This is a genomic window from Paenibacillus sp. JCM 9796 (assembly GCF_055379675.1).
In genome coordinates this window covers 5,037,382-5,050,673 of sequence record NZ_AP043723.1, presented here as the reverse complement: position 1 = coordinate 5,050,673, position 13,292 = coordinate 5,037,382, and the positions used below count along the sequence as shown (strand labels likewise).

The window sequence follows — 13,292 nt, the reverse complement described above, 5'->3', positions numbered from 1 at the left end:
CTCCTCTCTCTCCCGTATCGGATCTTCTACCCGAATCTGCCTCTTCCGGTTCTCCCGGTTCTTGTCTATCGTACGCCCGTCAGGTCTAATCCATGCGGGCCAAGCGTAAACATGTACCATTCTGACAAGCCGGAGGGGTTCGTATGCCGCGGTTATCCAGCTTATTCTCCCCCAAATTCACGACGCTCCTGTTAGGCGCCTCGGCGCTTGCTTTAGTCATCAGCATCATCTTATTCCCCGACCTGGCATTTCAATCGTCTTTACAAGGCTTGCAGCTCTGGTGGAAGCTTGTCTTCCCCGCCCTGCTGCCCTTCCTGATCCTCACCGAGATGCTGCGCGGTCTCGGCGCTCTGCACGCGTTAGGCGTGCTGCTCGAACCGCTGTTCCGCATCCTGTTCCGCGTGCCTGGCATCGGCGGCTTCGTGATGGCGATCGCATTCACGGCGGGGATGCCGGCGGGTGCCGCCGCCATCGGCGGCATGCGCAAGGACGGGCAGCTGACGCGCGACGAAGGCGAACGGCTGCTCGCCGTATCCCATCTGCTGAGCCCTGTCATCTTGATCAGCGTCGTGGGCGTCGGCTTCCTGCACAGCGCGCCCGCCGGCCTTGCCCTCGCCGTCATTCATTACGGCTCGGCGCTGCTGATGGCCTTGGCGCACCGCCTTCGCGCAGAGCGGGCGAACGAAGCGCGGAGCGTTTACGACACGCAGCCGGGCGAACGCGGCTTCCTTAGCCGCTTCTGGCATACGCTGGAAGATGCTCGCAGCCGCGACGGCCGTACGTTTGGCAAGCTGCTTGGCGACGCGGTATCTTCCGGCGTCCAGCAATTGTTCGTCATCGGTGGTTATATGATGATGTTCTCCGTCCTGCTTCAAGCGATCCCGTTGACGGGTATGATCGACGGGCTGACCTCCATCGTCGTCGCTGTTGTCAGCGATATCGGACAAGGCGAAGCTGCGTCGCTGTTGACCGCCTTGATGACCGGGATCATCGAGCCGCATTTGGGCGCTTATGCGATGACGCAGCAGGTCGGCCCTCCCGGGAGCGCGTCCTCGCTCGGGTATGCCGCACTCAGCGCGCTGCTCGCTTGGGGCGGGCTATCCACGCACGCCCAGGTGCGCAGCTTCACCGCCGCAACCGACCTGCGGTTTGTCCGCTTCTTGTCGGCAAGGCTGCAGCACGGCGGCATCGCCTTTGTCCTGACCTTGCTGGCCTGGCGCCCGCTCCTGCAGTATTTCCAGGAAGGCGCCGCTGTGTCTACCTGGGCGCCGATTGCCGCCTGGAACGGCGGTTGGTCGCTTGAGCAGAACCAGGGGTGGCCGTTCATCAGCCCGATGATGCTGCAGTTCGGCAGCGTGCTGCTCGTCATGCTTGTCCTGTCCGTATTCGCCGCCTTCTTGTTCCGACGTGGGCGGGGACGAAAGGCGTAACCGGCCTCTAACGCCGGTTACGCCTTTGGCCTGCTCCCGTATTTCCCGCGCAGCGCCCGCTCCACTTCCGGCGGCACCAAGTCGACCACCGGTCCGTGGAAGCGGGCGACTTCCTTAACAATGCTCGAGCTTAAGTAGGAATATTTCGGCGTGGACGTCATAAAGAACGTCTCGATGTCCTCGCATAACTTGCGATTCGTAGACGCGAGCTGAAGCTCGTATTCAAAATCGGAAACGGCCCGCAGCCCCCGGACGATCAATTGCGCATCCTTTTGCTTCATATAATTAATCAGCAAATCGCGGAAGCTGTCGATCTCCACATTCGGCAAGTCGGCAGTCACCTTGCGCAGCAGCTCGGTACGTTCCTCCACCGTGAACAGCGGATTTTTGCTCGTATTGTTCAGCACCGCGACGACCAGCTTGTCAAATACCTTCGCCGCCCTGCGGATAATGTCCAAATGCCCGTTCGTCACCGGATCGAAACTGCCCGGGTATACCGCCACTCTATCACTTCGTTGCACACTTGCATCCATTCGTACGGTCAGCTCCCTCTGTATACATCCCTCTATTATGTCGGTTCACGCAGGTTCCATCCTTCGTCAGCCCTTACGGAAAATGGTGATCGCCGTATCCCCATACTCCGCTCGGCGCAACGGGGCGAGCTCCCCTACCGGATCGTCATAACGATCCTCCGCATCATGCTCGACAACGACCGTGGCGCCTTCCGCCAACAGCTCGTCCTGCAAAAGCTGCTCGAGCAAGCCGCCGATCACCTTCAATTTATAAGGCGGATCGAGAAACACGAGATCAAACTTGACCTCCCGCTTCGCAAGCGCCTTCAATGCCCGGCTTGCATCATTGCGATACACCTCGGCACGGTCCGCGAAACCGGTTACCTGCAAATTTTGCCGAATCGTATCGATCGCTTTCTTGTCGGTATCCGTCAAAACCGCGCGTTCCATCCCGCGGCTGAGCGCCTCAATCGCGAGTCCGCCCGTACCCCCGAACAGGTCAAGCACCTGTCCGCCGTCGAAATACGGACCAATCATACTGAATACCGCTTCTTTCACTTTATCCGTCGTAGGCCTGGTCCCCGTGCCCGGCACCGCTTTCAGCGCTCGTCCCCGGGCATCCCCCGAAATCACTCTCATGTCGAAAAGCCTTCCTTCTGCTTGCATGGATTGTCATCGCTATCGTACCATAAACGACAAACATTGCACAAAGGACTTTGAAAAAAATTTGTCACCCGATGTATAACTTACCGTTATTGCGGTCATCCTTATATCATCGACATCCGAAAATGTCGTAGACAACCGCGGAGAAGACTTACGTTCCCCATAAGCTCTTCGTCCGGTTTCTCCTCTCCCATGAAAGGGCCTCGTCGCGAGACGGGGCCCGAATTTTGTTATAACCCTCAATAAACCCTGGATAGATAAGAATTTTCTTGTATTCCTGATATTTCATCACGGTTCACTAGCGTTGCATAAAACTCACTACTACAATATGTCGAAGTATTCAGACATCGAGATTTTGCCCATCCGCCAAAAGGTAGATCACCTAAAGGTAGCCTGTCCATTTGGTAAATTTATATAGTTTATACCAAGGGTTGTGTAATCTCGTTTACTTCGTTTTCTTTCGTCTGCCTACGGATGTTCGACTCGGCTTGTAATGAATCTGAGCTAACCATCTCGCTGCTGAATCTTGATTCGCACATGCTGCTTTCAACCATTTGAAAAAGGTTTCGATCGCCCATCGTTCCCGGTATATCTGTCCGATTTCATCAGCATCTAAGTCAAAGCGGTAGGTTAGGATGGCGACCGGATTATCTTCGGAATTCACGATGGGGATGAGGCGCAATACGTTTTCCATTCGCTTCTGCGGCGTACCGACATAGACCATCTCATCCGTGAGTACACCTGCATCTATTGGCAGCTTGAACGATTCGACCGGGCGGATCACTGTATTCTTTTTGGTTCGAGTTACAAAGAAAATGCCACGATCACAGTAATCGTCAAACTTAGCGTAATCCATGTAGCCGCGATCATAGACGTAGGTACAGCCTGTTTCGTCCGCTAAAGCATCCAATTGACTGCGATCGTTCTTCTTGGCCGGTGTCAGGATGACCTTCTCGGGAACAACAGTCTCATCGTCCATATAGGCCAGGCGAAAATGAAGCGTCAAACCCGCTTTTGTTTTTCGGATTCGGCCCACTTGGATTTCTTCAGGCAAAGACCAATGGTTGTGGAGTCGATGATCTTGAAGTCTTTTCGTAAGAAACTTGGAGTTGTACTTCGACGAATTTGAAGTACCAACGACATAAATACTTGTTCCAGCAAAGCAGAGTCGACTTGATTATGCTTGCGACTGAGCTGGGAAGCGGAGATCGACTTCATGCCGAGCTCCTTCTGAAAGTCTTTGCACAGTACATCGGCGGCAATTTCACGAAGCCCATCACGCTGTTGAATTTGGGCATGCAAGAACAGCTTAAGGTACGATAGAGTGGTAAGCTTCTTGACATACTTATCTTGCTCCACTTCGTGAACGCGTTCCGTGAACGTTTTTGCACAAATAGGAGAAATCCATTTACCAAATGAAGAAAATAGGGTATCCTTGTCCATGGCTGATCCTTTTCAGTGGATTATGGACAGGTACTACCTTCCATTCCATTGTAAAGGATTTTTTCGTGTCCGAATGACCATTAGACCGAATATTGCGATGATTCTGAGAACATTAATGCAACGCTAGTGATAAAAAATGAAAAAAAATTCTCATCAGTTTCTTTTAAGAATCTGACGAGAATTTTTTCATTATCACACATAATTTACATTTGCGGCCAACCCCCAATGAAGAGAGTTGGCCGCGACTTCCATTATTATTAAATCATTGACACTTCATTGGATTGATTGATATTGGTTGGTGAGAAAGAGAATTATCTAAAACAAAACTCACCCTGGTCCACTTTTCATAATAGCTAGGATTCCAAATAGGACAATGATAATTAAAGCAATGATAATTAATGCAATAATTATAAGTTGATTTGGATCAAATCTTCCGTTATTACTGCCGTTGTTGTTTTCCAAGCGTACATTCCTCCCTTGGAACGACGCGGCCATGTATACAATATCATCATGCATGTCGTATTGTCAATAAATTTAAAGTTCCTGTAGTGGGTACGGTCGCAGGTCCCGCCACGAGCTGGCCGTGCATGGCTGGCCTTTACATAGATTTGTTCTTTGAAAAATAAAAAACTAACCTAATTAAAGGTCAGTAGGAGCATATTTATATATAGGCCCGGTGGGGGTCGAACCCACAACCTACCGGTTAAGAGCCGGTTGCTCTGCCATTGAGCTACGGACCTGAATTGAGTATATTATATCACTTTACGATAAAAAATCAACTCCCCCACCAGCCGTAGCTAGCGGGGATTCGTACATTCTATTAGGTTAACCATATGCGATTCACTCAATCTGGAAAGCTCGCGATGCTGCCATTCCAGGCAGTAATGGCGCGATTCTCTAGTGTGCGGAATTCGATCGGTCTTTGCGTGGGTTATTGCAACCAAGGTATATTATCTCGAATGTCTTACCAATGTATTAAAATAAAATTTATCCCAAATATCGCCAAAATGGGGCTTTTGTTGTAGACTTAATTTCAAAACTAAATCTTAGCCCATCCTCTTACTGGATGAGAAAACAAAGGAGTACTTATGGAAAAAGATACTGATTTAGTAAGATACTCAGAAGAACTAGAAGAAGAAGCGATTAATTCTGAAACAGCAGCCCCACCCCCAGAAGAAAGTCTGGATGCATTTAAATTTTTTTCAGAAATGATGAGCCTATCAACAGAAAAAGCTTTTAGTAATTTAAATAAGAAAAATAAGCTGGACAATGTCGCTATATTCGTTGATTATGACAACGTATACTGGACACTAATGAACAATTATTCACACGATCCCAATCATGACGATCCCAGTAAAAACTTGTTCCATAAACTATGGAGTAGATACGGACAGGACAAGGTAAGGACATTCAGAGCTTACGCTGATTTTGAAAAAATAAAGACACAGCTTACAAGTCTGCAGAAGAAAAGAATTCAAATCAGACACGTTTATTCAAACGGAAAAGAAGGAGATAAACGCAAAAATTCTTCTGATATAGAGTTATGCATTGATGCCATTGAACATACATACAAAGATCCTAATGTATCTTGCTATGTCTTTGTGACGGCAGATAGTGATATGATACCAATCATCAGCCGAATGACTTATAAAAGTAAGCAAGTGGAGCTTTTTTATCTTTCAGATTCTGCACCTAAACATGTTGATCTAACCTCATTTGCTAACTATAGTGAAGATCTATTAACGTTTTTAAACGTAGACGTTACAACATACAATATTAATGATTACGTTTTAAAAGCATTAGTTTTTATTAAAGATTGGCATACAAAAAATGCTGGACGTAATTTGTTCTTAGGATCAGGATGGTTGCGAGACCAATTTGCAAAAAACTTTTCAATTCCAGCTAATGCAGCCAGCGAACTAATCGAAAAGCTACAGGTAAGTGAATATATTTATGAAGGAATTAAGATTATGGATGATGGCAAGAAGAAGTCGTCTGTCTTATTAAAAGAACTAGGAATTCGATTAATCCAAGAAACAGCAATTCAGGTTGCTGCTACGACAGACACGCACACAAGTTCTTGTTGACTTATGCACCCAAAATGGTTAATATTACCTTACTACTCAATTATGCGTTAACCTCTATACACTATTTTATTCACTTAGCAGCACTATTCGTTATAAAAGAGGAGGGGAGATACCCCTCCTCTTTTTCGTGTCTTTGTATTTAGGAAAAGATAGTTCGATCGGGGGTAATGTCCGCCAGCTCCGTGGGAGTTAGTTGCCGCATGATGTGAATACCAGCATGAAGCATTAACCTATTTTTTTATATACATTTCATTCCATCTGTAGGATTCTGAACTACGGTGAAGGGATGGAATCCATTCGAATGCTAGCCATTCCGGACATGTTTCGGCTTTTCCCAAATATGACCAAGCCTTCATGCATATACATAGAAGATAAAGACAGACGGGAGGTGGGAAGTATGTCGATCAGAAAAGCACTTTTATCGCTTTCTGTTGGCTTGTTCTTAGCTGTCTTCGTCATAGGTCTTTTGCCTTTCTTAGTTATTATTAGTTGGGCGGAGACTTTAGGAAGTACCGAACTCTACACGTCGCCGCTATTCTTCTTAAAATTTTTATACAAGGACAGCTGTAAGGAGCAATCGCAGCACAGAGAAGAGGGGCATTAAGATGGCCTCTTCTCCCCTTTAGAGGGAGAAACATCATTTTCAGACCTGTCCGCCACCATGGATGGCAGTTCTCCTCGAAATATTTGCCGTCGAACACAACATCAAGATATCCGTTGTCACTGCCGCCTGCAATCGTTCCGGGATTCCCGTCCACCCTAAAATCTCATTCCTTTGGAAAGCGAAAGAGATTCCCCTTTTCTCCCTATTCAGTTAGTGCTCGAGGTTGCCGATATTCTTAATGGGAACGATGTTATTAAGGAGTTGAATCACCATGTTCGAAGCCGGCTTGACTCAAGAAGAACTAAACCTGCTTCTCTCAAGAAAGAGTGCCCATGAATCTCCATTTATACCTAGATCGAAAAGAAAACGTAAGAAGCAAGGATTTATTGAATTCATCCTCAAAAAGCTTTTGATTATTTAAATTATAGACCCCGCAGTGAATCCATTTGTGTAGACATTTAGGAATAGGGTGGCTTCCGGCATCTATGATCGGGATTTCATAGGGGATCAATCCGATGCTGCACTTCACAAGTGAAAGTCGCCAATAGCTTCGTCTATAATGTCTTGGTTGGTCCCCATGTATCGCATGGTGATGCTCGGCACGCTGTAGCTAAGTATCTGCTGCAGCAGGTCACCGATCCGCAGCCCACGTTAACGCCCATCACCAGCAGAAACCAGTCGCGCTCCGACCGTTTTCTGAAAACTGACCTCATCTGCTCCAACTTCTCCATGCTTCTAATCGGCTGTACAACCTTCCAGCACTTTTCTTATAAACGAAAACCAAACAAGCTGACGTCTGTAGGGTACAGGGCCAGCTTGCAGCTGCGAATCCTATGTTTATCGAGGACTATATTCGCCTGATCCAGTTTATCACGCACTTCCAGTAAACACATACGCGTTGCCGTATTTTTTCCTGACTTGAGTGCATTCATCCCTGTTCTAGTCATTCTACATCATCATGATTCAATATTGATTCGATTTAAAATGTCGGGAATTTCTTCGAACGAATGAATCCACAATACATTAAGCCCTAAATCATTCGCATCCTGCTCTTCCAATAAAAAAGCCAGTCTATCTATGATCTCAGTATCCCCGCGATAAGTTGTAGGTACCTTCTTAATAATATAATGATTGATTTTCTTCTCTGAATTTTTCCTGGAGGACACATCCAGCAAGCGCCTTAAATTAGGATCCGTTAAACTTAAACCAATCAATAGACACGTGTTCTGGTTTAACTTATTGAGCTGAATAAGATTGGACCAGCTGAAAGGTTCGATAAATTGACTATGATAGGAATCCTCACTAAACACAATATTGGAATCCTTTGGAATAGGGCTTGATCTTGGCAAGTAACCATGCACATGATAAATGGGGATTTCATCGGAATTGTGTTTTAAACCTTCACAATAAATCGGTTTATTTTTTATATTATTGTTAGTAAGATGCTCTTCAATGAGCGAGTCAAAATTAAAGGTTATAATGGAATCAAGCGGTTTGCGATCCCGTTGGGGCCGTGCCAGATTTGCTATGGATTCGATCGTATCGTTAATCCTAATATCGGAGGAGTACAGGGCATTGCGCACTTCTGCCTGGAAGTCATCGCCCAGATTATTTTTCAGGTACTTGCCGATGATTAGACTGGAATATCTGCTGTTAATGTCATCGATATTGCTGAAATCGATTGAAATATCATGATTATTCGATATTCGGGTCATCATGGATTCCAATAGTTTATTTAATAGCACATTCCAAGCCGGAATCCCCGCACTTATGGAAATACCGGCTCCGCAAATCAAGGTGAGCCTTCCGTCCGACAACGATTTGGCAATGACTTTAATATCTTTATCGTGCGAAACTGTAAAAGTGTTCGATGCCGCTGCTGTAAATCCATCTTCGACTCTATCGAACAAGCTTTCGATTAACTCTTTAAGTCCATCTTCAAAGTTAGACGATAAATCTAAATACTTGATTTCCGAAAGATAACTGGGCACGCTGCTTTTGTCAATGAGGACCGGTATGATCCTTCTGCTGCCCCTTGATATATCTGCCAGCGCCATTGCCGAAAATTCTTTTAACACCCCTCTGGAGTTCAGAGAATTTTTACTGATGACGACGATGATGGCATCCGCGTTATCAATGCCCTCTTTAATTTTTTCAAAAATATTGTCACCCAGTTCGATTCTCCAGGAATCCAGCCAAATGTGGTGACCCGCTGTTTCTAATTCGCGTACAATTCGATTGGTTATATCTTTATCCTCATGGCTGTAACTAATAAAGACTTTCATCTGTGCACCTCTTCGAAAGATGGCCTGTCACCATACACAAACGTTCCTGCACCATTGGAAACACCCCTATAGTTCAATCATATAAAAAATAACAAATATCACCATAAAAGTATATCGTTTTTTTGTAATGGCCATTGTCCTGCCGGGCTTGGTCATCTCATCTCATATCTCCGGAACATACGTTCCCCGTCGCGCCGCAAAATAAAAAGGACTCCTCTCGGAGTCCCTTGACGGTGATGGAATGGGTACACTGCCTTGAACCTTCTGAACCTCGGGTCAAACCTTGATCACACCATGCAGTTGTACACTACATTAATGTGTCTTTGGCACATCCCCTCGCTCCTATTTGGTTTCAATAACAACTTCCCTGGTATTGCTCGTTAGATCGCCCAACGAAAACCACACCTCTCTTGTCACCGTCCTTATGTAGGATGTCCCGTGACAAAGAAATTATTGTATCTCTACGTTCAAAAAAATTACCGGCGGATGGATGCGATTTCTTCATAATGGGTCAGCTTAATTTCTCCATCTACCAGCAAGGCAAACTTTTCGCGCAATTCCCGTATATGCGGAGTGTTGTCATGGAAATCCCAGGCCGCTTGATCTTTATACTTTTCGTAGAATGTAAATTGGCCCGGATCGTCTTTGGCCCGGAGCAGGGTATACGCCAACGCCCCTTCCTCGTTTTGCACCTGTGACACCATATGAATCAGCGCTTCTTCAAGTTCCTTTTCTTTTCCAGGCTTTGCTTTTAACGTAGCTGTAAATGCGATCACGGGTTCATCCTCCTGATGTAACGATTCTGTTTACCAAGTGCGGGGATCGCCTGCACTCTCCTGAGTATAGCCGATCCACCCGCTTCATGCATGCGTTCATTCTGCACAAATTTGAACAAGCTCCGGCTTCCGCAGCATCCCGCCGCGCGTCCGGTTCCGGTATTTCACCCGAGCTCTTATCTTCGGCTCCAAATAGACAAAGCTGGGGCCTTCACGGGCTTGGAGTTTCCGGGACAGGCTCATAAACGTTTCTCGATGCTCAGCCGTCACCCCAAGCTCGAGCATGCCTGAAGGACGCAGCCTGCCGTTCTCTTCCAGATGAATCAGCCAACCCGATCCATCTTTACGATACCCTGCAAGGTACACATCCGCATACTGGTAGTTAATAATTTGCTGCCAATCATGGGATTGCCTGGACACGTATTTACTGTTTTTCCGCTTTCCGACAATCCCCTCCATTCGGTTCGCCACGACATATTCCCATAGATCCTCACCGCGGCCATCGATATGCGGCACGATCGATATATTCGGATTCGACTCAAGAACAGACTCCAGAATCGAGCGTCGCTTCATTAGCGGCAGCTGCCGCAAATCCCGACCCTTATGGAACAAAATGTCCCAAACTATATAATTCACCGGCTGCTGTTTCGAGTACGCATCGATTTTGTTTTTCTTTTTCAGCCGGAATCGTTCCATCACAAGCTCAACATCTATCGCTTCTGTCTCCGGATCGGTGCAGCAGACTTCGCCGTCCAGCACGAAATCGCCGTCCATTGGCGGCAGGTGCAGCTCGGGAAATTGCCTCGTGCATTCATTCCCCTGCATCGTCCATAATCTGGTTTCATCGGATTGCCGCGACATGATCACCCTATGACCATCAAGTTTCGGTTCAAAAATCCATCCGTCGTCTGAGAATGGCTCCGGACGTGATTCAAGCAGCATCGGCGCTATGAACATAAGAATCACCCGCAATCATTGTACCACGGGGATTATGCACGAATAATCAGGGAATCACTGGGGTTTCAGTTGGATTGCAATTGCTCAAGATCAGCGGTCACTTTCTCAATCATCTGCACAAACGAAGATAACTCCTCGGAACTGGCCGCCTGGGTCCGCGCTTGGATGGACGTTTGGTGGGACTCATGCTCAACCTCTTGCAGTAAACGTGAAATCACTTCAAGCTTCTCCTGAATTTGCTCAAGCGCCTCCTTCGACCTTGAAGCTAATTTACGAACTTCATTGGCTACAACCTCAAAGCCGCGCCCCTGATCACCGGCGCGCGCCGCTTCAATGGCCGCGTTGAGACCAAGTAAATGAGTTTGATCCGATATTTCTTTGATCAGGGAACCCATATTTTCAATATGCGTCACTTCTTGAGTAAGCGATTGCACCATATGATAGGATTTATCCTGAGATTCCGAGGAACGAATAGCGGAATCTGCAACCGATTGGCTGCTGCTGCTGAGTTCCACCATCATCGAAGCAAGTTCCTGGACGGCGGAACTAATCCCGTGCAAGAGACGGCCCCGTTCATCAGCGAGCGTTTGGACTTTCTTCTTCTCTTCGAATTCATAAGCTTCCAAAACTAATTGAGAATCGAAATTAAACATTTTGGTAAGCGCTTGGATGACCGATAACCATGCGTCAGGCATCGTCCGTTTGAAATGATGGGTTGCCAAGTCCAAATACAGCAAATACGTTCCTAAATACCACTGCGTCGTTAAACCGATTCGAGAATGAACCTGACCTATAAAAATCCTTTTTTCAATAAATTCATTGTCAATGGTACCGGTCGCAAGCGAAAGAAAATACCACCTTTGCGTCTCCTTCAATCGTTCAACCGTACTGTGAGCCTCAATAATCCGTTTCAGTTCTGATCGCTGCATGATCCGTTCATACAGTTCATCAACCAGTGTGTCCACGACTTCTTTAAATATAGGTTCTTTACTTTGCAAAAGCGTTAAATCTTCGCTGGTAATGCCGATGTAATCAAGCTGTTGTTTTCGTGCTTCCGATAAGTTTAGCATGGGTACGCTCCTCTGCATCATGAAGTCAAATCTGCTTACTCTACTTTTATTTCATTATAAGAAGAAACGAATCTATAATATCCGGATCAAAGAACGATCCACGGTGGTCCAGCAGGAATTCCAATGATCTCTCCTTTCCCCAAATTTCCTTGTAAGGCCTTCGTGAAGTTAAAGCGTCATAAACATCCACCACACTGACAATACGAGCTTCTAATGGGATGTCAGCGCCTTTCAATCGATGAGGATAACCAGATCCGTCCCATTTCTCGTGATGGTGCAGGATAATGTTTCTGGCTACATCGAATTCATCTTTAAAAAACTCATCGTCCAGCTCTGCATTTATTTTTTCGAGAATATCTACACCAATGAGCGGATGCATTTCAATAATTAAACGTTCATAGCTTGTTAACTGCCCCGGCTTATATAAAATACCTTCGGGTACCCCGGATTTCCCAATATCGTGCATAATGCTGGAGTGACTTACACTGCGGACATATTCATCCTTCAGCTTAAGATTCAAGCGCTCATTATGAGTCGTTATTAACCGCTCCGTTAGTTGCTGGACTCTTGTTAGATGTTCCTCGATCGCGGGATCTCTGATTTCACAGGAAATAGCCAGCACTTTCAAAAGCGCGGCTTGAAAGGAGCTTCTTCGTTCTTCCGCTATGTAGATGCCTTCTCGCAAATCTTCCAGTTCCCTGAACAGTCCGACGTAGAACCACTCCCCTTCGATAAGAAAAGGAGTAATCGAAATGGAAGAATGCCAAAGTTCGCCGCTCTTCTTTTTATTGATAAAAATGCCTGCCCAGCTCTCTTTTTTATACAACGCCTCATACATGCTTCTATAGGTCGCTTCTGTGGTAAATTTCGTTTTTAGAATGCTTGCTCTGGCACCTATGATGGTCTCGCGTTTGTACCCGGTAATTTCCTCGTATGTCTGGTTCACATCAAGAATACGATGGTCGGCATCGGTAATAATGACGGCATCGGATAACGAGAGGAACATACGTAAGTTCTGATTCAAGGCCATTCCCCTTATTCTTTATGCAAAATAAATGTAACCAAAGTTACAATAGCACGTCTTTCGCACAAATGTCCAGGCCTGTTTACGGCCAACAAAGAACACACGTTCGATTATCCATGCATTAAAAAAGGACTCCTCTCGGAGTCCCTGACGGTGATGGAATGGGTACACTGCCTTGAACCTTCTGAACCTCGGGTCAAACCTTGATCACACCATGCAGTTTAGCACTACATTAACGTGTCTGCGGCACATCCCCTCGCTCCTATTTGGTTTCAATAACAACTTCCCTGGTATTGCTCGTTAGATCGCCCAACGGAACCACACCTCTCTTGTCACCGTCCTTAGTTAGGATATCCGATCGAAGCAATCTTATACCGAAGATTATCAATATTTGATTTCGATTCATGTTCACATCTCGTCCATGGTGTTCCCTGCGGCCTG

The 13,292-nt window shown here is 46.4% G+C and carries 14 protein-coding genes, 1 tRNA gene and 1 pseudogene; 4 read left to right on the top strand and 12 right to left on the bottom strand.

The features are described 5' to 3' along the window. Nucleotides 1–143 precede the first annotated feature (143 nt). Complete coding sequence (locus tag ACZ439_RS24275) at nt 144–1,430, top strand: nucleoside recognition domain-containing protein (RefSeq protein WP_054798239.1); 1,287 nt, start codon at nt 144–146, stop codon at nt 1,428–1,430. 17 nt (nt 1,431–1,447) lie between these two features. Here ACZ439_RS24275 and coaD read toward each other — a convergent pair whose 3' ends face one another. From coaD to ACZ439_RS24245, 6 genes are all read right to left on the bottom strand, one after another. Continuing rightward, complete coding sequence (coaD, locus tag ACZ439_RS24270; RefSeq protein ID WP_054798240.1) at nt 1,448–1,963, bottom strand: pantetheine-phosphate adenylyltransferase; 516 nt, start codon at nt 1,961–1,963, stop codon at nt 1,448–1,450. 66 nt (nt 1,964–2,029) lie between these two features. Further along, nucleotides 2,030–2,581 (bottom strand): 16S rRNA (guanine(966)-N(2))-methyltransferase RsmD, encoded by a 552-nt coding sequence (gene rsmD, locus ACZ439_RS24265; protein ID WP_054798241.1) that lies wholly within the window; start codon nt 2,579–2,581, stop codon nt 2,030–2,032. A gap of 469 nt (nt 2,582–3,050) precedes the next feature. Further along, nucleotides 3,051–3,641 (bottom strand): transposase, encoded by a 591-nt coding sequence (locus ACZ439_RS24260; protein WP_464620303.1) that lies wholly within the window; start codon nt 3,639–3,641, stop codon nt 3,051–3,053. Continuing rightward, nucleotides 3,608–4,048 (bottom strand): DUF4372 domain-containing protein, encoded by a 441-nt coding sequence (locus ACZ439_RS24255; protein WP_464620302.1) that lies wholly within the window; start codon nt 4,046–4,048, stop codon nt 3,608–3,610. Before ACZ439_RS24255 ends, ACZ439_RS24260 begins: the two co-directional genes overlap by 34 nt. Nucleotides 4,049–4,375: 327 nt before the next feature. After that, a complete protein-coding gene (locus ACZ439_RS24250) occupies nt 4,376–4,510 on the bottom strand; it encodes a hypothetical protein (RefSeq protein WP_464620301.1) in 135 nt (44 codons plus the stop codon). A 206-nt stretch (nt 4,511–4,716) separates the two neighbouring features. Beyond that, a tRNA-Lys gene (locus tag ACZ439_RS24245) sits at nt 4,717–4,788 on the bottom strand. Between the two features lie 348 nt (nt 4,789–5,136). On the opposite strand from ACZ439_RS24245, the gene ACZ439_RS24240 reads away from it, so the two are divergent. From ACZ439_RS24240 to ACZ439_RS24230, 3 genes are all read left to right on the top strand, one after another. Further along, nucleotides 5,137–6,135, top strand: coding sequence for an NYN domain-containing protein (locus tag ACZ439_RS24240; RefSeq protein ID WP_464620300.1), 999 nt, complete (start codon nt 5,137–5,139; stop codon nt 6,133–6,135). Between the two features lie 397 nt (nt 6,136–6,532). Beyond that, a complete protein-coding gene (locus ACZ439_RS24235; protein WP_127608449.1) occupies nt 6,533–6,739 on the top strand; it encodes a hypothetical protein in 207 nt (68 codons plus the stop codon). 271 nt (nt 6,740–7,010) lie between these two features. Then, nucleotides 7,011–7,160, top strand: coding sequence for a hypothetical protein (locus tag ACZ439_RS24230; protein WP_155615679.1), 150 nt, complete (start codon nt 7,011–7,013; stop codon nt 7,158–7,160). 535 nt (nt 7,161–7,695) lie between these two features. Here the strand turns inward: ACZ439_RS24230 and ACZ439_RS24225 are convergent. The 6 genes and pseudogenes from ACZ439_RS24225 to ACZ439_RS24200 all read right to left on the bottom strand — a co-directional run bounded on the left by ACZ439_RS24225 (nt 7,696) and on the right by ACZ439_RS24200 (nt 12,851). Further along, nucleotides 7,696–9,024 carry a TIR domain-containing protein gene (locus ACZ439_RS24225; protein ID WP_127608451.1) on the bottom strand — a complete coding sequence of 443 codons (1,329 nt, stop codon included), beginning with the start codon at nt 9,022–9,024 and terminating at the stop codon, nt 7,696–7,698. 476 nt (nt 9,025–9,500) lie between these two features. Continuing rightward, nucleotides 9,501–9,800 carry a putative quinol monooxygenase gene (locus ACZ439_RS24220; protein WP_054798249.1) on the bottom strand — a complete coding sequence of 100 codons (300 nt, stop codon included), beginning with the start codon at nt 9,798–9,800 and terminating at the stop codon, nt 9,501–9,503. A 96-nt stretch (nt 9,801–9,896) separates the two neighbouring features. Beyond that, a complete protein-coding gene (locus ACZ439_RS24215) occupies nt 9,897–10,661 on the bottom strand; it encodes an ATP-dependent DNA ligase (RefSeq protein ID WP_464620299.1) in 765 nt (254 codons plus the stop codon). Between the two features lie 161 nt (nt 10,662–10,822). After that, nucleotides 10,823–11,275, bottom strand: a complete 453-nt coding sequence (locus ACZ439_RS24210) for a methyl-accepting chemotaxis protein (protein ID WP_464621164.1) — start codon at nt 11,273–11,275, stop codon at nt 10,823–10,825. A 141-nt stretch (nt 11,276–11,416) separates the two neighbouring features. Further along, nucleotides 11,417–11,827: pseudogene (locus ACZ439_RS24205) on the bottom strand (protoglobin domain-containing protein); the annotation flags it as partial. A gap of 46 nt (nt 11,828–11,873) precedes the next feature. Next, nucleotides 11,874–12,851, bottom strand: coding sequence for an HD-GYP domain-containing protein (locus ACZ439_RS24200; protein ID WP_464620298.1), 978 nt, complete (start codon nt 12,849–12,851; stop codon nt 11,874–11,876). Nucleotides 12,852–13,292: the final 441 nt, after the last annotated feature.